At 75.5% G+C, this 17,299-nt stretch carries 16 protein-coding genes; 3 read left to right on the forward strand and 13 right to left on the reverse strand.

Features of this window, described 5'->3' with window-relative positions:
- Positions 1-296: 296 nt before the first annotated feature.
- Together AC0OO9_RS30325 and AC0OO9_RS30330 are read right to left on the reverse strand one after the other, a co-directional pair.
- Positions 297-1,004 (reverse strand): hypothetical protein, encoded by a 708-nt coding sequence (locus AC0OO9_RS30325; protein ID WP_421449919.1) that lies wholly within the window; start codon positions 1,002-1,004, stop codon positions 297-299.
- Between the two features lie 189 nt (positions 1,005-1,193).
- On the reverse strand, positions 1,194-2,486 hold the full coding sequence (locus AC0OO9_RS30330) for a DUF3626 domain-containing protein (protein WP_484514185.1): 1,293 nt from the start codon (positions 2,484-2,486) through the stop codon (positions 1,194-1,196).
- 363 nt (positions 2,487-2,849) lie between these two features.
- Here AC0OO9_RS30330 and AC0OO9_RS30335 point away from each other — a divergent pair, with 363 nt between their 5' ends.
- Positions 2,850-3,794, forward strand: coding sequence for an anti-sigma factor RsbA family regulatory protein (locus tag AC0OO9_RS30335; RefSeq protein WP_484514187.1), 945 nt, complete (start codon positions 2,850-2,852; stop codon positions 3,792-3,794).
- 133 nt (positions 3,795-3,927) lie between these two features.
- Here the strand turns inward: AC0OO9_RS30335 and AC0OO9_RS30340 are convergent, their stop codons facing one another.
- Both AC0OO9_RS30340 and AC0OO9_RS30345 read right to left on the reverse strand, forming a co-directional pair.
- Positions 3,928-4,557 (reverse strand): MBL fold metallo-hydrolase, encoded by a 630-nt coding sequence (locus AC0OO9_RS30340; RefSeq protein WP_484514189.1) that lies wholly within the window; start codon positions 4,555-4,557, stop codon positions 3,928-3,930.
- A complete protein-coding gene (locus AC0OO9_RS30345) occupies positions 4,557-5,642 on the reverse strand; it encodes an S-(hydroxymethyl)mycothiol dehydrogenase (protein ID WP_151453684.1) in 1,086 nt (361 codons plus the stop codon). The genes AC0OO9_RS30340 and AC0OO9_RS30345 overlap by 1 nt, the downstream gene beginning before the upstream one ends.
- A gap of 185 nt (positions 5,643-5,827) precedes the next feature.
- Here AC0OO9_RS30345 and AC0OO9_RS30350 point away from each other — a divergent pair, with 185 nt between their 5' ends.
- On the forward strand, positions 5,828-6,247 hold the full coding sequence (locus tag AC0OO9_RS30350) for a hypothetical protein (RefSeq protein WP_484514191.1): 420 nt from the start codon (positions 5,828-5,830) through the stop codon (positions 6,245-6,247).
- A gap of 121 nt (positions 6,248-6,368) precedes the next feature.
- On the opposite strand, the gene AC0OO9_RS30355 is transcribed toward AC0OO9_RS30350, so the two are convergent.
- The 6 genes from AC0OO9_RS30355 to AC0OO9_RS30380 form a co-directional block, all read right to left on the reverse strand.
- Positions 6,369-7,649 (reverse strand): MFS transporter, encoded by a 1,281-nt coding sequence (locus AC0OO9_RS30355; RefSeq protein WP_484514193.1) that lies wholly within the window; start codon positions 7,647-7,649, stop codon positions 6,369-6,371.
- On the reverse strand, positions 7,646-8,308 hold the full coding sequence (locus tag AC0OO9_RS30360) for a GntR family transcriptional regulator (protein WP_484514195.1): 663 nt from the start codon (positions 8,306-8,308) through the stop codon (positions 7,646-7,648). Before AC0OO9_RS30360 ends, AC0OO9_RS30355 begins: the two co-directional genes overlap by 4 nt.
- Before the next feature lie 67 nt (positions 8,309-8,375).
- Complete coding sequence (locus AC0OO9_RS30365; RefSeq protein ID WP_484514197.1) at positions 8,376-9,482, reverse strand: CapA family protein; 1,107 nt, start codon at positions 9,480-9,482, stop codon at positions 8,376-8,378.
- Between the two features lie 30 nt (positions 9,483-9,512).
- Positions 9,513-10,376 (reverse strand): alpha/beta fold hydrolase, encoded by an 864-nt coding sequence (locus AC0OO9_RS30370; protein ID WP_484514198.1) that lies wholly within the window; start codon positions 10,374-10,376, stop codon positions 9,513-9,515.
- Positions 10,373-11,353, reverse strand: coding sequence for an SDR family NAD(P)-dependent oxidoreductase (locus tag AC0OO9_RS30375; RefSeq protein WP_484514200.1), 981 nt, complete (start codon positions 11,351-11,353; stop codon positions 10,373-10,375). Before AC0OO9_RS30375 ends, AC0OO9_RS30370 begins: the two co-directional genes overlap by 4 nt.
- On the reverse strand, positions 11,346-12,830 hold the full coding sequence (locus tag AC0OO9_RS30380; protein WP_484514201.1) for a flavin-containing monooxygenase: 1,485 nt from the start codon (positions 12,828-12,830) through the stop codon (positions 11,346-11,348). Before AC0OO9_RS30380 ends, AC0OO9_RS30375 begins: the two co-directional genes overlap by 8 nt.
- A 110-nt stretch (positions 12,831-12,940) precedes the next feature.
- Between AC0OO9_RS30380 and AC0OO9_RS30385 the strand changes: the two genes are divergently transcribed.
- Positions 12,941-13,603 (forward strand): TetR/AcrR family transcriptional regulator, encoded by a 663-nt coding sequence (locus AC0OO9_RS30385; RefSeq protein ID WP_484514203.1) that lies wholly within the window; start codon positions 12,941-12,943, stop codon positions 13,601-13,603.
- Here the strand turns inward: AC0OO9_RS30385 and AC0OO9_RS30390 are convergent.
- The 3 genes from AC0OO9_RS30390 to AC0OO9_RS30400 all read right to left on the reverse strand — a co-directional run bounded on the left by AC0OO9_RS30390 (position 13,573) and on the right by AC0OO9_RS30400 (position 17,144).
- Positions 13,573-14,454, reverse strand: coding sequence for a hypothetical protein (locus AC0OO9_RS30390; RefSeq protein WP_484514205.1), 882 nt, complete (start codon positions 14,452-14,454; stop codon positions 13,573-13,575). The genes AC0OO9_RS30385 and AC0OO9_RS30390 overlap by 31 nt on opposite strands.
- Positions 14,451-15,554: a WxL protein peptidoglycan domain-containing protein gene (locus AC0OO9_RS30395; protein ID WP_484514207.1), complete on the reverse strand. Its 1,104-nt coding sequence runs from the start codon at positions 15,552-15,554 to the stop codon at positions 14,451-14,453. The genes AC0OO9_RS30390 and AC0OO9_RS30395 overlap by 4 nt, the downstream gene beginning before the upstream one ends.
- 90 nt (positions 15,555-15,644) lie before the next feature.
- Entirely contained in the window at positions 15,645-17,144 is a 1,500-nt protein-coding gene (locus tag AC0OO9_RS30400; protein ID WP_484514208.1) for an HtaA domain-containing protein, read from the reverse strand.
- Positions 17,145-17,299: the final 155 nt, after the last annotated feature.

The following is a 17,299-nucleotide window of genomic DNA, read 5'->3' on the forward strand; positions in this document are numbered from 1 at the left end:
GCTGGGGGCGCAGCGGACGTATTCGAGAGCAGGGACGCCCGCGACGGTCACCGGTGGAACACCATGGGTGTCTCCCGCCGCCGGTGACACCCGTGGTGTTCCACCGGTGACCCCGGGACGGCGGCGCGAGCCCGGGCTGGGAGGTGGTCTCGTGAACGGGGCAGCTCGACAGCTGATCCACCACGACGAGACGCCGCGCCGCCTGCGACCGGACAGCGGTCCAGATACGGGGCGTTGTCGGCGGGGACGCGACCGGCCGGCCCCCGAGGCGGGGGCCGGCCGGTGTCACGCGGATGTCACCAGAGCTGGGAGACGATGTCCGCCGCCTGCTCCTCCCACTGCGCGTACGCGAAGGGGTAGGCCGAGACCTGCACCGTCTGCGCGGCGGAGGTCAGCGGCAGGTCCTGCCAGCCGCCCACGTTCTTGAGCGCGCTGAAGAACGCCTGCGAGGCGTACTCGGGGTCGGTGATCTGGTCGGGCGAGCCCCAACCCGACGACGGACGCTGCTGGAACAGGCCCTGCGAGTCGTGGTCGTTGTACGCGCCCAGGTGGCCGAGGTTGTAGAGCTTCGACTCCTGCAACGAGGTGGCGATCCCGATGACGGCGCCCCGCTCCCCCACGCCGGTCTCCTTGGCCTCCTCGATGATGGCCTTGGCGTTGGCGAGCTGCGCGTCGTCGAGCGGGATGCGCGACTGGGCGCCCTGCACGCCGTGCGGGACCAGCTCCTCGCGGCTGGGCTTGTCGGCGGACGGCTTGGTGGTGGTACCGCCCGTGGTCAGGGCCGACTCGTCGGCCGCGCCCGGCCTGCCCTTGCCGGTGGCCTGTTCGATCGCCGCCACGGCGCCCTCGTGGGGTGCGGTGGTGACCGGGGCAGCCACGGCCGTCGGCCCGAGGGCCAGGCCGCCGAGGGCGGCGACACCCACCACGCTCAGCGCGATCCTGCGGTTCGAGTCCTTCGAGTCCTTCGCGATGGCCGGGAGCCATCGAGTGAAGTCGTACTTCACGATGGTTGCCCTTTCGGTCAGGCGAAGCGCTCCCTGGATGAGCACTCCTTCGGGGGAAACTTCCGCGCCGGACGGGGTTTCGGTTCCGGCGGTACGGGGGACACAACCAGCCCGCCCTGTCGGTCATTCCGGATATGAGCGGGTGCCGGTCGGCTGCGACCCGGGTCACTCGACACTCGTGACGGGCAGTCACGGACAGTGGCGCCCGGGAGGTTGGCGGCGCAACCGGACGGCCGGGGACGATCCACCCGGTCGAGGCGGCGGCTCACCCGACGGCAGGGACCGACGAGCGGCTGGCCGACCGGCCCGTCCGCGCCCCGGCAACGGGCCCGCAGGATCTGGGGGGTCGGTCGTCCTAGGCGGCGCGGGGGCGCCGAAGCGCACGAGGACGTGCCAGAGCTGCTTGAGGTGTTGGAGGGTGACCTCCGTCGGCCCACGGTCGGCCCAGCGGGCCGGCTCCGTGACCACCGAGACCGCCGCGCGGCCGATCAGGGCGGCGTCGACCAGTTCGCCCGGCCGGGCGAACTCGGCGTGCACCCGGGCGGCCAGCGGCGGGATGGCCGGCCCCCGGAACTCCGCGTCGATCCGGTCGACGGGCAGCGCGAACCCGGCGTGCCAGCGCAGGGCGAAGCCGTGCCGCCGGGCGAGCACGGCGAGGGTCGCCCCGGTCCCGGTGCCCCGGAAGGACGGGTCGACGACCATCGCCTCCACGTCCCGGGCGAGGCTCAGCTCGCCGTGGACCTGCGCCTCGATGTAGTCGTCGAGCGCGCGACCCGCCGCGCCGGGGGCCCACGCGGCGTCCTCGCGTCGGCGCAGCAGCGCCCGGGTCAGGGTCACCACGTCGCCCGGCACGCCGAGGCTGATTCCCGTGCCGTCGGTCGCGGCCAGCAGGGCCGCCAGCACCGGTTCGAAGACGTCCACGGTGCCCAGGTCGCGGGGTCCGAGGTGGCTGTCGCCGAAGCAGAACGTGGCCCGCGCCAGCACCTGCGGGCGCAGCCGCAGGTGGCAGGAGCCGAACCGGGGGCACGCGCCGTCCGGGTGGTCGAGCAGGTTCAGGCCGCCGTACTTCGGCCGGTCGGCGGGGCGTACGCCGGCCGTCTGGTAGGCGCCGCCGAAGAGCGACTCCTCCCAGCGGTCCCGGTCGCCGCCGGGGAAGGCCGTCAGGCCGCCGTTGGAGATGCCGGTCTCGAACTGGCTGCGGTAGACGCCCTCGGCGGTGAGGGCGTCGACGACCGTACGCCCGTCGGCGAGCAGCCGGTCCGGGTGGAAGTTCAGGGTGAGCCGCCCGTTCGCGCCGACCGCCGCGATCAGGTGCTCCGGTCCGTGGGCGACGCCCGAGCCGGCGAGCGCCCGGGCGATGGCGGCCAGGGCGGCGGGGCGCTCGCGCAGCGCCGCCTCGCGTACGTGCGCGAGGGCGGCGCGCTGGGCGGGGGTGAGTGCCGGCGCCGCAGGTGTGGCGGCCGGTTCGGTGGTGGGTCGCACGGCGACGAATCTCCCCCACCAGCGGGCCGGGACGCACTCCGTTTTCGGTGCCGGAGGGCGAGGCGTCGCGGCTGTCGTCCCACTCTCGAAGGCGCACCCGGAGGTCGCCACCGGACGAGCGATCGTGACTCGTGGTCACGACCGTGGGCGGGCGGTGCCCGGCCCGTGCCGGGCCGGATGGGCGGCGGCGTTCACCCGGTGGGCCGGCACCCGGAGCGGCGATTACAGTGGGGCCCGAAGCGGAAGGCGACGGATGACTGGTGGTGCGGTGGTCGAGCAGATGCCCCGCCGGATGGTCGCGTGGTGCCGCCACCACCGGCGGCCGCGCAGGACCGGGTTCGCCACCATCGCGGGACGGCCGGCGTGACCGGGGCGTGGCACGCGCAGGCGGCGGGCGCCTTCGTGCACGAGGGGCTCTTCTACCGCGATCGGGAGGGTCTGCTCGCGGGCACGGTGCCGTTCATCACCGACGGCCTGGCCGCCGGGGAGCCGGTGCTGGTCGCGATGCCCGGCGCGAACCTGCGGCTGGTCCGCGCCGCCGTCGGCCCCACGGACGCGGTGCGCTGGGCGGACATGTCGGAGGCGGGCCGGAACCCGGGACGGATCATCCCCTGGGTGTTGCAGGCGTTTATCGACCAGCACGCCGGCCGCCGCGCACGGATCATCGGCGAGCCGATCTGGGCCGGGCGCAGCGACACGGAGTATCCGGCGTGCGCCCAGCACGAGGCGCTGATCAACATGGCGTTCGCCGGCCGCGAGGCGACCATCCTCTGCCCGTACGACGTCGCCGGGCTCGACGCCGACGTGCTCGCCGACGCGTACGCCACGCACCCGATCCTCGTCGACGACGCCGGGCGACGGCCGAGCGCCCATTACGCCCCGGCGGACGTGGTCGCCCGCTACAACGAGCCCCTGGCGAGCCCGACGGAGCCCGTTTCGGCGCTGGTCTACGAGGTCGACACGCTGTCCGCGGTGCGCCGGTTCGTGGCCGGGCACGGCGCGGCCGCGGGGCTGGACGAGGACCGGCTGGCCGATCTGCAGATCGCGGTGACCGAGCTGGCGACGAACAGCGTCGCGCACGCCGGCGGCACCGGCGTGCTGCGCGTCTGGCGTACCGCCGAGCACCTGGTCTGCGAGATCCGCGACGACGGCTGGCTGGCCGACCCGCTGGCCGGCCGCCTGACCCCGGCCGCGAACGGCATCGGCGGCCGAGGGCTGGTGATCGTGCAGGCGCTGTGCGACCTGGTCCGCGTGCACACCACCACCGCCGGGACGACCGTCCGGATGTACGTGCGGCACCCGGCGTGACCTTGCGCTCGACGGCGTCACCTTGGAAGGTGACCGGGAGAGCACCGGCGTGACCGCACGCGGCGGTGCCGGACGCGGAGCGGCCCCGGACAGTCGCTGAGCGGCTGCCGGGACCGCTGGTGGCTGGGCGGGGTCAGTGCCCGCGGGCCAGCCACTCGTCGAGGTGGGGAGCCTCCGCGCCGACGGTGGTGCTCTCCCCGTGGCCGGTGTGCACGACCGTCTCCGGCGGGAGGGTGAGCAGCCGGTCCCGGATCGAGGCGACGATCGTGCCGAAGTCGCTGTACGAGCGTCCCGTCGCCCCCGGCCCGCCGGCGAAGAGCGTGTCGCCGGTGAACACGACGCCGAGCTGCGGCGCGTGGAAGCTGCACGCGCCGGGGCTGTGGCCGGGCGTGTGCAGCACGGTGAGCGCGGTCCCGGCCACCTCGACGGTCTGCCCGTCGCGCAGCTCCCCGCCCGGCGCCTCGTCGGGGTGCACCATGTCCCACAGCACCCGGTCGGCGGGGTGCAGCAGCACCGGGGCGCCGGTGGCCCGGGCCAGTGCCGGGGCCACCCGGACGTGGTCGTCGTGCGCGTGGGTGGCGAGGATCGCCCGGACCCGTCGGTCGCCGACGGCGGCGAGGATCGCGTCGACGTCGTGCGGGGCGTCGACGACGACGCACTCGGCGTCGTCGCCGAGCACCCACACGTTGTTGTCGACGTCGAAGGTCTGGCCGTCGAGGGAGAACGTGCCGGAGGTGACGGTGTGGTCGACGCGGGCCGCCATCAGAGGACCACCACCGAGCGCAGCACGTCGCCCCGGTGCATCCGGGCGAACGCCTCCTCGACCTGGTCCAGGGCGATCTCCTCGGTGACGAAGGCGTCCAGGTCGAGCCGGCCCTGCAGGTAGAGCTCGGTGAGCATGGGGAAGTCGCGGCTGGGCAGGCAGTCGCCGTACCAGCTCGACTTGAGCGCGCCGCCGCGGCCGAAGACGTCGAGCAGCGGCAGGTCGACGGTCATCTCGGGGGTCGGCACGCCGACCAGTACGACGGTGCCGGCCAGGTCGCGGGCGTAGAAGGCCTGCTTCCAGGTCTCGGGGCGGCCAACCGCGTCGATCACGACGTCGGCGCCGAAGCCGCCGGTGGCGGCGCGGATCGCCTCGACCGGGTCGTCGTCGCGGGCGTTGACGGTGTGCGTGGCCCCGAACTTGCGGGCCCAGTCGAGCTTGCGGGGGTCGGTGTCCACCGCGACGATCGTCGTCGCGCCGGCCAGCACGGCACCGGCGACCGCCGCGTCGCCGACGCCGCCGCAGCCGATCACGGCCACCGAGTCGCCCCGGGTGACCCCGCCGGTGTTCATGGCGGCACCGAGACCGGCCATCACGCCGCAGCCGAGCAGTCCGACGGCGGCGGGCCGGGCCGCCGGGTCGACCTTGGTGCACTGCCCGGCGTGGACGAGGGTCTTCTCCGCGAAGGCGCCGATGCCCAGCGCGGGCGTGAGTTCGGTGCCGTCGGTGAGGGTCATCTTCTGCGCCGCGTTGTGGGTGGCGAAGCAGTACCACGGGCGGCCCCGGCGGCAGGCGCGGCACACCCCGCAGACGGCCCGCCAGTTGAGCACCACAAAGTCGCCCGGCGCGACGCCGTCGACGCCCGGCCCGACCTGCTCGACGACGCCGGCGGCCTCGTGGCCGAGCAGGAACGGGTAGTCGTCGTTGATGCCGCCCTCGCGGTAGTGCAGGTCGGTGTGGCAGACCCCGCAGGACTGGATCCGTACGATCGCCTCGCCCGGCCCCGGGTCGGGCAGCACGATCGTGGTCACCTCGACCGGCGCGCCCTTGCTGCGGGAGATGACTCCCCTGACCTCCTGGCTCACGCTTCCTCCTGCTCCACGCCGACGCGTCGCGCCGCCGTCCGTCGGTGCCCTGACGCGGCACCCGATCACGTTCCTCGGGCCGAACCTACTCCCGATCGTCGCGGACGACCGGGGCCGTCGGGCGGTTATCGGGGGCGGCGAGGGGTAGGCGGGGGCACGGTTCGACGCTCGGACGGGAGTGCGCCATGAGGATCAGCCATCTGCCGCTGCGGGTCAGCATCGGCGCGTTCGTCCTCAACTCGGGGATGGGCAAGCGGTCGTTGGAGGGGGAGGCCGCGCAGGGCGTGCACGGGATGGCCGTCGGCGCCGTCCCGCAGCTCGGCAAGCTCGATCCGGACCGGTTCGCCCGGCTGCTCTCCCGGGCCGAGATCGCCCTGGGCGCCGCGCTGCTCGCGCCGTTCATACCGTCGGCGCTGGCCGGTCTGGGGCTGGCGGCGTTCGGCGCGGGCCTGGTGCAGCTCTATCTGAGGACGCCGGGGATGCGCGAGGCGGGCAGCCTGCGGCCCACCCAGCAGGGCATCGGCCTGGCCAAGGACGTCTGGCTGCTCGGGGCCGGCCTGACCCTGGTGCTGGACGACCTCACCCACGGCCGCCGGCGGCGCTGAGGTTCCCGCGCCGCCGGCCTCCTGCACCCCACGGGCCGCGACGCGCCGGAGACCACGCCGCGCCGCGTCACGCGCTCCGTCCCCGCGAGGGCGGTGGGCGTCACGCGGCCGGTGTGGCGGGTCAGGTCGGCGTCGCGGCGAGCTGGCGGCGGGCCGCGTTGCGGTAACGCAGGACCTGGACCGCGCCGAGCGCCCAGAGGACGTACTGCACCGCGAAGGCCCACCGGAAGGCGGTCAGGTCCGGGGTGGCCCGACCGGCCGGGGTGGCCAGGTCGAGCACCACGCCGACGGCCAGCACCAGCACGATCGAGGCGACGAAGCCGCCGACGTTGACGACCCCGGTGGCGCTGCCGATCCGGTTGACCGGGTTGAAGCTGCGCGCGTAGTCGAAGCCGATGAGGGAGGCCGGGCCGTTGACCGCGAGCACCAGCACCAGCGTGACCAGCAGCCAGCCCGGCGCGCGTCCCGGCCAGGCCAGCACGACGGCCCAGACCACGGCGGTGGCGCCGGTGATCGCGAAGACCAGCACCGAGCGGTGGAACGGGTGCCGGGCGCAGAGGTGCGCGACCACCGGCCCGGTCAGCAGCATGGCGGCGGTCATCAGGGTGAGCAGCGACGCCGCCGCGGTCGGGCTGAGCCCCTGCCCCTGCACCAGGAACGGGTACCCCCAGAGCAGGGCGAACACCGCGCCGGAGAACTGGGTGACGAAGTGCGTCCAGAGCCCCAGCCGGGTGCCCGGCTGGGCCCACGCGGCGGCGAGTTCCCGGCGGACGTCGGTGAGGGTGGGCGCCGCGCCGGCCGGGACCGGCCCGCCCGGGGTGTCCCGGACGGCGACGACGACCATCAGCAGCACGGTCGCCCCGACCGCCCCGGCGGTGAGGAAGGCCGGCGTCCAGCCCGCCGAGTGCAGCAGGGCCACCAGCGGTACGGCGCCGAGGATCGCCCCGAGCTGGCCGAGCGTGCCGGTGAGCTGGGTCATCATCGCGTAGCGCCGCCCCGGGAACCACAGCGCCACAATGCGCAGCACGCTGATGAACGTCATGGCGTCGCCGAGACCGATCAGCACGCGGGCGGCGATCGCCAGGGGCACGTCGGTGGCCACGGCGAAGCAGAGCTGGCCGGCGACCATCAGCGCGCCGCCGGCGATGAGCAGCCGGCGGGACCCGAACCGGTCGAGCAGCACGCCGACCGGGACCTGCATCGCCGCGTACACGGCGAGTTGGGCGACGGAGAAGGTGGCCAGCGCCGAGGCGTTGACCTCGAAGCGGTGTACCGCGTCGACGCCGGTGACGCCGAGCGAGCTGCGGTGGAACACGGCGGCCACGTACGCGGACACGGCCACGCCCCAGACGAGGCCCCCCGCCGAGCGGAGCGGGGCGAGCGGCGCGGTCAGCACCCTCACCGCAGGGCCCGCAGCACGGCCGCCGCGTTGTCGATGTGCGCGGCGACGGCGGCGAGCCAGCGCCCGGGGTCGTCGGAGTCGAGCGCGGCGAGCTGGTCGGCGTGCTCGGTGAGCGCCGTCTCGGCCCAGCCGGGCGAGAGCCGGAAGCTGGCCTCCCCCATCCGCAGCTGCCGGTCGCGCAGCCGCTGGTACAGCTCGGCGAGGATCTCGTTGCCGGCGGCGTCCACGACGGTGGCGTGGAACGCCCGGTCGGCCTGCATCAGCGCGGCCAGGTCACCGGCGGCGTGCGCGTCCCGCATCTCGGCCAGCCGGGCGGCGAGGTCGCCCCGCAGCGCGGCGCGCCGGGGCCAGACCCGCTCGGCGGCGTGCAGCTCGACCAGCCGCCGCGCCTCGATCACGTCGGTGATCTCGCGGGCGGAGACCGGGCGGATCAGGGCGCCCCGCTTGGGGTAGAGGCGGACCAGTCCCTCCGCCTCCAGGCGCAGCAGCGCCTCCCGGACCGGGGTGCGGGAGACCCCGGTGGCCTCGGCGATCTCCCCCTCGCTGACCAGCGAGCCGCCCGGGTGGATCTGCTCCAGGATCTCGCGCTTGAGGTGCCGGTAGGCGCGTTCGGCGGCCGAGGGTGCGGCCGTCCGGCCCGACGGGGAGGGATGCGTCATGTATCTATGGTGGGTCCCGCCTCCTCGGCGCGTCCCGCGCCCCCGTTGGGGGTGGCGCGGGCCACCGTCAGCGTGGGTGGAGCGTCAGCAGCCCGTCGCCGTCGACGGTGAACCCGCGCGCGAACGGGGGGCCGAAGCCGCCGAGCAGCCCCGCCAGCCAGCCGGCCTCGTCGGGCGCGGCCCGCTCCAGCCGCATCCGGCGCATCCGTACCGGGGCCGCCCGCAGGCCACGCAGCGCCCCGGTTTCCGCGTCGAGGGTCGGCAGCCAGAGCAGCCGCAGCTCCGGGCGGTACGCCTCCCGCCCGCCGATGCCCTCGTAGTCGTCGACCAGGTCGCCGCAGCCGTAGAGGATGAGCCGGTCGCGGTACACCTCGACGGGGCGGGGATGGTGCGACGAGTGGCCGTGCACCACGTCCACGCCGGCGTCGACCAGCCGGTGGGCGAAGTCGACGTGCGCGGGCGGCACCTCGTACCCCCAGTTGGTGCCCCAGTGCACGGAGACCAGCACCCGGTCCCCCGGCCCGGCCACGGCGGCGATCCGCCCGGCCAGCGCGTCCGCCGAGGCGACCGAGACCTCCGGCAGGTACGCCACCCCGGGCGCCCCGGCGGTGGCCGCCCAGGGCGGGGGCACCCCGCTCGACGGCGCGGCCACCGCCCAGACGAGCAGCCGGCCGCCCGTGCGCAGCGGCACCCGGGCGGGTCGCCAGGCCGCCGCCGCGTCCCGGCCGGCGCCCGCCGTGGCGATGCCGGCGCCGCCGAGGGCGTCGAGGGTGTCGGTGAGCCCGACCGTGCCGAAGTCGAGGCTGTGGTTGTTGGCCAGGGCGCAGACGTCGAGCCGGGCCGCGGTCAGGCAGGCCAGGTTCGCCGGGTGCATCCGGTAGTGGATCGCCTTGGCCTGCGCGTGCCCGCCCCGGCCGGTCACCGCGGTCTCCAGGTTGACCACGCGGGCGTCGGGCCGCAGCTCGTCTAGCAGGTGCAGCGCCTCGCCCCACGGCCAGGCCGGCGGCACCGGGCGCGGGACCGGCCCGTTGGCGACCCGGGCGAGGTCGACGTAGTCGCGGGCGTCGCGTACCGCCGGTTCGCGCAGCTCGGGCGGGCCGGGCGCGGGCAGGATCGCGTCCACGCCCCGGCCGGTCATCACGTCGCCGCCGAGGAAGAGGGGCAGCTCGGGCACCCGGCCCGCTTTCCCCGTCCCGCCGCCGGCTCACCTGCCGGTGGCGTCCGCGCCGGCCTCGGCCCAGAAGTCGACGAGCAGGCGGTGGAACTCCTCGGCGCACTCGATCTGCGGCATGTGCCCGCAGTCGGCGAACAGGTGGGTGCGGGCGCGCGGCAGCCGGGACCGGGCGGCGTCGAGGTGCGCCGCCGGCAGGATCAGGTCCCGGTCGCCCCAGACGACCAGGGTGGGCACGTCGAGCCGTTCCACCTCGGCCAGCAGCTCCTCGCGCCACTGCGGGCTGACGCCCCGGAAGGTGCCGAGGCTGCGCGCGGTCTCCAGCATCACCCGGGCGGCGTACGGCTGGCGGGCGACCGCCAGGGCGTGGGCGACGCGTTCGGCGGTGGCGAGGGCCGGGTCGTGGAAGAGCGACAACTCGGCGCGGCGGGCGGCCCACCGGGTGGGCCGCAGCAGCAGCCGGCCCAGCGGGCGCAGCGCCAGCAGCCGCAGCGCGATGGTCACCTCCCGGCCGAAGCCGGCGCTGTTGACAAGCGTCAGGCTGGCCACCCGGGCCGGCTCGGACGCCGCGAGGCGCATGGCGACGGCGCCGCCGAGTGAGTTGCCGACCACGTGCGCCGGCTCCTCGACGCCGACGGCGTCGAGGTAGCGGGCGGCGAACTCGCCCAGCGCCGGCAGCGTGCAGGGTCCGGCCATCGGCAGCGAACCGCCGTAGCCGGGCAGGTCGACGCTGTGCACCCGGAACCGCCCGGCGAGCAGTTCGTGCAGCTCGGTGAAGTCGCGCAGGGTGCGGCCGATGCCGTGCAGCAGCAGCACCGGCGGCCCGTCGCCGTCGACGCGGTGGCACACCCGCCGGCCGTCCACGCTCACGTGCCGGCGTCCGGCCGGGGCGCTCACGCCGGTCCTCCGGCCGGGTCGGCCGCCGGGGCCGCCTCGGGCTGCCGCTGCGCCGGGGGCGCCTCGGGCTGGCGCTGCGCCGGGGGCGCCTCGGGCTGGCGCTGCGCCGGGGCGGGCGATCCGGTGGTGAGCCGGCGGGTGGCGTCGCCCGCGACGCGGTCGAGCGCGAAGGCCAGGACCCGCTGGTACGACACGGGCGCCACCCGCGCCAGCAGGTCGGGCAGCTTCGCCGACCAGCCGATCAGCACCCGGCCCCGGCGGCGGTGCACGCCGCGCAGGATCACCTCGGCGGCCCGGGCGGGGTCGATGGTCAGCAGCTTCTCGAACTGCCGGCGGCCGGTCTCGAACTCCTCGGCGGGCACGCCGGCGCTCACCCGGGCGTTCTGCGCGATCCGGGTGCGGATGCCCCCCGGGTGCACGCAGGTCACCCCGATCCCCTCGCCGGCCAGCTCCTGGCGCAGCGCCTCGGTGAAGCCGCGGACGGCGAACTTGCTGGCCGAGTAGGCGGTCTGCCCGGCCGGGGCGATGATGCCGAAGAGGCTGGAGACGTTGACCAGGTGCGCGCCCGGCTCGACCCGCAGGGTGGGCAGCAGCGCGTGGGTCAGCTGCGCCACGGCCCGGAAGTTGACGTCGACGACCCAGCTGAACTCGTCCAGGCTCACCTGGTCGAACCGGCCGCCCAGCGCCACCCCCGCGTTGTTTACCAGCAGCCGCAGCGCCGGGTGCCGCCGCCGGATCTCCTCGGCCACCCGGGCGGTGGCGGCGGCGTCGGCCAGGTCGACCACGTAGGCGGTGAGCTGCCGGTCGGGGTGCGCGGCGCGGACCGCCGCGACGACGGCGTCGAGGCGCCCGGCGTCGCGGTCGACCAGCACCAGGTCGCTGCCCCGGCGGGCCAGCCCGTGCACGAGGGCCTCGCCGATCCCGCTGGCGGCGCCGGTCACCACGGCCGTGCCGCCGGTGAAGACGAACCTACGCACGGGCGGTCCTCCTTTGCGGTGTGCCGGCGCGGGAGAACCGCACGCCGGGGTCGGTGAGCCGGCCGTGCCGCATCAGCAGGACGTCCCGGGGATAGTTCTGGTGCAGCCGCCACGGCGCCCGGGCGCCCTGCTTGGGCAGGGCGTCGACGCTGCGCAGCACGTAGCCGGCCGTCAGGTCGATGATCGGCTCCAGCTCGCCGTCGGGCGGCGGCAGCGGGGTGACGACCTGCTGGCCGGTGCGGTCCAGGTGCCGCAGCAGCCGGCAGACGTAGGTGGCCACCAGGTCGGCCTTCAGCGTCCACGAGGCGTTGGTGTAGCCGAGGGTCAGCGCGAAGTTCGGCACCCCGGAGAGCATCATCCCCTTGTAGGCGACGGTGTCGGGCAGCTCCACCTCGGCACCGTCCACGGTCAGCGTCATGCCGCCGAGGGCGAGCAGGTTGAGCCCGGTGGCGGTGACGACGACGTCCGCGGCCAGTTCCTCGCCGGAGCCGAGCCGGACGCCCCGCTCGGTGAAGGTGTCGACCGTGTCGGTGACCACCGACGCCCTCCCCCGCGCCACCGCGGTGAACAGGTCGCCGTCGGGCACCACGCAGAGCCGCTGGTCCCAGGGGTCGTAGCGGGGCGAGAAGTGCCGGTCGACGTCGTAGCCGGCCGGCAGCCGGCCCCGGGCGGCGCGCAGCAGCAGCCGCCGGACCAGCGCGGGCGCGCGCCGGCTGAGCTGGAAGTTGGCGGTGGAGAGCAGGACGTTCTTCCAGCGCACCACCGGATACGCGGCCTTCGCGGGCAGCCAGCGCCGCAGCGCGTCGGCCAGCACGTCGCGCGATGGCAGCGCCAGGACGTACGTGGGTGAGCGCTGGAGCATCGTGACGTGGGCGGCCCGCTCGGCCATCGCCGGCACCAGGGTCACGGCGGTGGCGCCGCTGCCGATCACCACCACCCGCTTGCCGGTGTGGTCGAGGTCGGCGGGCCAGTGCTGCGGGTGCACGATCCGCCCCGCGAACCGTTCGCTGCCGGGGAACCCCGGGGCGTACCCGGCGTCGTAGCGGTAGTAGCCGGCGCAGGTGAACAGGAAGGAACAGGTCAGCGCGACCGTCTCGCCGGTGTCGTCGCGCTGGGCGTGCACGGTCCAGCGGGCGCTCGCGCCGTCCCAGTCGGCCCGCAGCACCCGGTGCCGGAAGCGGATGTGGTCGGTGACGCCGTACTCGTCGGCGGTGCGGCGGACGTAGTCGCGGATCGAGTCGCCGTCGGCGATCGCCTTGGGGTCGGTCCACGGCTTGAAGGAGTAGCCGAGGGTGAACATGTCGGAGTCCGACCGGACGCCGGGATAACGGAACAGGTCCCAGGTGCCGCCGATCGCGTCGCGGGACTCCAGCACCGCGTACGTCTTCTCCGGGCATCCGCGGCGCAGGTGGCAGGCGGCGCCCACGCCGGACAGGCCGGCACCGACGATGAGCACATCGACGTGTTCGGTGGCCATCTCGTCTCCGTCCGCCGGTGTGACCGGACACTAGCCACGGCTGTCGAGGCTAGTCAACACCCTGTCGAGTCGGATCGACAGGATGTTGATCCGGTGTAGAGTCACCGGGCATGACACCCGCCCGTACGGCCACCGGGAACGCGACCGGGCGCGGACGGCGCGCGGGGCGCTCCGTCGGCGACGAGCGGGAACTGGCCATCCTGGCGACCGCCGAGCGGCTGCTGGGGCAGCGGGCCTTCGCCGACATCTCCATCGACGACCTGGCGCGCGGGGCGGGCATCTCCCGGCCCACCTTCTACTTCTACTTTCCGGCCAAGGACGCGGTGCTGCTGACGCTGCTGGACCGGGTCATCGAGGAGGCCGACGCCGCCGCCGGGAACGTGCTGGAGCGGCTGGCCGAGGACCCGCCGACGCGCTGGCGGGAGCTGATCGACCGGTTCCACGAGACCTTCGGCGCGCACCGCGCGGTGGTGCTGGCCTGCGCCCAGGTGCGCGGCACCAACGCCGAGGTGCGCCGGCTCTGGGCAACCGTGCTGGAACGCTGGGTGCACGCGATCGAGACCGCGATCGTGGCCGAGCGGCGGCGCGGGGCGGCCCCCGACGGCGTGCCGGCCCGCGACCTCGCCATCGCGCTCAACTCGATGAACGAGCGCGTCTGGTACGCCACCTTCGCCGGCGACGGGCCGGCGGTGGCCGAGCGCGACGTGGTCGACGTGCTGCGCGACGTGTGGCTGGCCGCGATCTACCGTGGCACCGCTCCCCCGCCGGCCTGACCGCGCTGGCGCGGCCGCGCCAGCGCCCACACCAACGGCACGGTGACCAGGCCCAGCAGGCCCCAGGGGTAACGGGCCGCCTCGACGGTGAAGGCGACCGGCCCGCCGGACGGCTCGATCCGGCCGTGCAGTTCGTGCGGGCCCACGACTGTCGCGTCGGTCGGGACGCGGATCCGGTACTCCCGGGTCTGCCCGGCGCCGATCGTGCCGAGCGGCGGGGCGTCGACGAGCGTGTGCACCCGACCGGGGCGGCCGAACAGCAGCGCGAACGGCGGGTCGACCGCGTCGGTGGAGCCCACGTTGCGCAGGGTGAGGTCCACGGTCAGGTCTCCCGGCACACCGAACCAGCCAGGCACCCCGGACCGGTCGGCGGCGCGCAGTCCGGCGACGACCAGTTCCGCGGCGCCGGCCGGCGCGGGGGCGGGCGGCGCGCTCACGCCGGTCAGCGGCAGGTCGACGCTGGCCCGGGTGCCGCCGGTGGGCGTGCGGGCCCGCACCAGGCAGGGGCAGCCGACCGGCGGGGCGGCGAGCACCACCGGCAGGGTGGCCGCGCCCGACGACGGCACCTGTCCGTGCCCGGCCCTGCTGGTCGCGCAGTCGAGCGCGCCGCGTCGTCCCCCGTTGCCGCAGACCTCGATCTGCACGGTGCCGGCCGGCCAGCCGCCGAGGGTGACCGGGATCTGGTCGCCGACCCGGAACGTGCCGGCCGGTACGGCGATCCGCGGCGCCGCCGGCGCGGCGGCGGGCGCGGACGTGGGGGCGGGCGCGGACGTGGGGGCGGGCGCGGACGGCGCGGGCACCGGGGAGGCCAGCGCGAGCAGCGCGGCGGCGACCGGCAGGAGCCGGGTCACGGCGCGCCGCCCGCCGGGCCGGTGACCGGGCGGGTGGCGGGTGAGCCGGCCGGGCGGCCCGGATCCGCCGCCGCGTCCCGCGCGGACGTGTCCCCGGCGCCCCGCTTGGCGAGGGTACGGCCGCGCAGCCGGACGGCCAGCCAGCCGGCCAGCACGGCGAGCGCGGCGAGCAGCAGCCATGGCGGTGCCCACGTGCTCGCGGAGCGCAGCACCGGCGGCAGCGCCGCGTCCACGGTGGTCGGCGCCAGGTCGACCTCGGCGGTCAGCCGGAGCGCGGGCGGCACGCCGGTGACCCGCTCGGTGACGGTGAAGACCCCGCCGGGCAGCAGCTCGGGCAGGTCCACCGGCGCGGTACGGGCCAGCCGCCACCCGAACGGCCCCTCGACGGCCACCGTGCCGGTTCCGCCGAGGCGCACGTTGCCGGTGTTGCGTACGCGGTAGCTGACCACGGCGTCGCCGCCGCCGGCCGGATTGATCGGATTGTCGTAGCTGACGCTGACCGACTCGATCGTGACGGCGGGGCGGACGTCGCCGTCCACCCGGAGGTAGACCCGTGCGGCCAGCCGTTGGTCCACCCGGACCTGCTGCCCGTCGGCGGTGGTGCGGGCCTGGGTGATGGCGGCGATGACCCCGCCAGCGTGGTCGCCCGGGGTGGCGTTGGCGGGCACGCTCAGCCGGAACGGGATGTCGGCGCGGCGTCCGGGGGCGATCGTCCAGGTGCGCTTGTCGAAGCGGACCCAGGAGCCGACGTCGGTGGCCGCCCGGTCGGCGGGCAGCAGTGCGAAGGCGCCGTCGGCGGTGGTGTAGGCGTCGGTGCCGTACACCTGGAAGGTCAGCGGCCGGTCGCTCAGGTTGGTGACGCCGACGTGGTCGGTGAGGGTGCCGCCGGGGGCCAGGTCGTAGATGAAGTAGTTGCGTCCGGTCGGGCCGTCCGGCCCGGACGGCTGCACCGCCCAGCGGGTCGCCGCGGGGCCGGGCGCCACCGCGCCGGGCGTCGGCGCGGCCGGCGCGGGCGCGGCGACGGCCGCCGTCGGCCCCGCCGCGAGCAGCGCGGCGACGAGCGTGACGCAGGTCCGGAACAGGAGGGTGACGAGGGACATGCCGGGCTCCGGGTGGGTGGGTGACGGTGGGCGGGACGGCCGGTGGGGCGGGCCGGGGAGGGCCCGCCCCACCGGTGACCCGGCGCCGACCTAGGAGAGGGTCAGGGTGAGGGTCGCGGCGTAGTCGCCCGCCGCCGCGGACACCGGCACTCCGAGGTTCAGCCGGGCCCCGCAGGTGAAGGTGCCACCGCTGGCCCCGGCCGCCGAGGTGCAGAGCGCCCGGGCCGCACCGAGGCCGGCGCCGGGCGCGGCCACCGCGCCGGGGACGACCGTGCCGGGGTCACCGGCCAGCGGGTCGTCGACGGCGGCCGCGCTCGGCACCCAGCCGAGGTTGTCCGCGGCGATGACCCCGCCGGTGCTGGAGGTGAAGTCGGAGACCTGCCCGACGAGGCTCCAGCCGGCGTCGGTGCCCCGCAGGTCCGCCACGGTGGCGTCCTGCAGTGCCCCGCTGGCGACCTGGCCGTTGGTCACGGCCGGCAGGGCGACGGCGGAGCCGGCCACGCCCAGGGTGAGCGGGCCACCCTTCACGGTGGCGGTGATCCGCTGCACGGCGTCCCCCGCACCGGTGCCGGTCCCGGAGAAGGTGACCGGCGTGAAGGTGTCCTGGCTGCGGTCCGCCGAGCCGCGGGCCGCGAAGGTGATGACGTAGCACTGCACGGCGGTGCAGTCGACCCGCTCACCGGTCCTGTCGGTGTAGACCGCGCTGATCGGAAGCGTGGTGCGGAACGTGCCGTCGGCGTTGAGCCTGTCCCGCGCCTCCGTCGGCTCGTTCGTCGCGCTCACCCACTTGGTGACCTGGAGCACGCCGGCGTTGGTCCAGTGCTCGTCGACCCTGGGCCCGAACGCGACGTAGACCCCGGCCGCCCTGTTGGCGGCGGGGTCGAAGCCGGAGCCCTCGACGGTGATCGTCGCCCCCGACGGGTCGAGCCCGCCGGACGGGGTGACCGCCACCGCCGGCCGTGCCGGCCCGGAGCCGCCGCTGGTGAACGTGAACGACACCGGGTCGAGCGCGTCACCCGAGGCGTAGAAGCCGTTGAAGGCCGAGGCACCGGCGGTGGTCAGCGTCGCGGCGAGGCTGCTGCCGCTCACCGTCCCCGTGCCGCCCGGGTTCCCGCCGGACGCGAGCGTGGCGATGGTCGCCTGCCGCACCGACACCGGTTCGGCCGCCGTGGTGACCAGGTCGACGTCGGCCTTCAGGGCGGCGGTGCCGCCGGAGATGGCGATCGTCGGGTTGGCCAGGGTGATGGTGAACATGTGCGAGGGGTACGAGAAGACCACGGTGCCGCCGTACTCGGCGCTGGCGGCGCCGGTGGCGGAGTCGTGGGTGCCCCCCGTCGACGGGAAGGTGAACGTGCCGTCGGCGTTGATGGTGGCGCCGTTGCTCGCCGCGATCGGCGGGTTGCCGTTGCCGCCCGAGACGTAGGTGCGGAACGACTGCTTGAAACCCCAGGTCAGGGTGCCACCGGTGATGTCGGCCTCGGCTGCCGAGGCGGGGCCGGCGCCCACGAGTGCGGTCGACAGGCCGAGGGCGGCGACCGCCGCCCAGCGCATCGACTGCCGCCAGGCCTGACCGGCTCTGGATCGGACCATGCTGACTCCTTCTCTTGATCCGCTACGGACAGTCAGTAAGGTAAGGCAAACCTAAGAAGTCAGCCATCCGCGTTCGGCCCGGCTATCCGGACCGAACAACCCCTTGTGAACTGGATCTTCTTAACTTAGGTTAGCCAAACCTAAGTTCTCGGCTC

Source organism: Micromonospora sp. USAFONa4, from assembly GCF_057197825.1.

Excerpts from the sequence above, each read along its gene's own strand:
- AC0OO9_RS30385 (WP_484514203.1), top strand. The coding sequence starts at position 12,941 with ATGACACCCGCCCGTACGGCCACCGGGAACGCGACCGGGCGCGGACGG.
- AC0OO9_RS30340 (WP_484514189.1), bottom strand. The coding sequence starts at position 4,557 with ATGGCGGCCCGCGTCGACCACACCGTCACCTCCGGCACGTTCTCCCTC.
- AC0OO9_RS30350 (WP_484514191.1), top strand. The coding sequence starts at position 5,828 with ATGAGGATCAGCCATCTGCCGCTGCGGGTCAGCATCGGCGCGTTCGTC.
- AC0OO9_RS30400 (WP_484514208.1), bottom strand. The coding sequence starts at position 17,144 with ATGGTCCGATCCAGAGCCGGTCAGGCCTGGCGGCAGTCGATGCGCTGG.
- AC0OO9_RS30360 (WP_484514195.1), bottom strand. The coding sequence starts at position 8,308 with ATGACGCATCCCTCCCCGTCGGGCCGGACGGCCGCACCCTCGGCCGCC.
- AC0OO9_RS30380 (WP_484514201.1), bottom strand. The coding sequence starts at position 12,830 with ATGGCCACCGAACACGTCGATGTGCTCATCGTCGGTGCCGGCCTGTCC.
- AC0OO9_RS30395 (WP_484514207.1), bottom strand. The coding sequence starts at position 15,554 with ATGTCCCTCGTCACCCTCCTGTTCCGGACCTGCGTCACGCTCGTCGCC.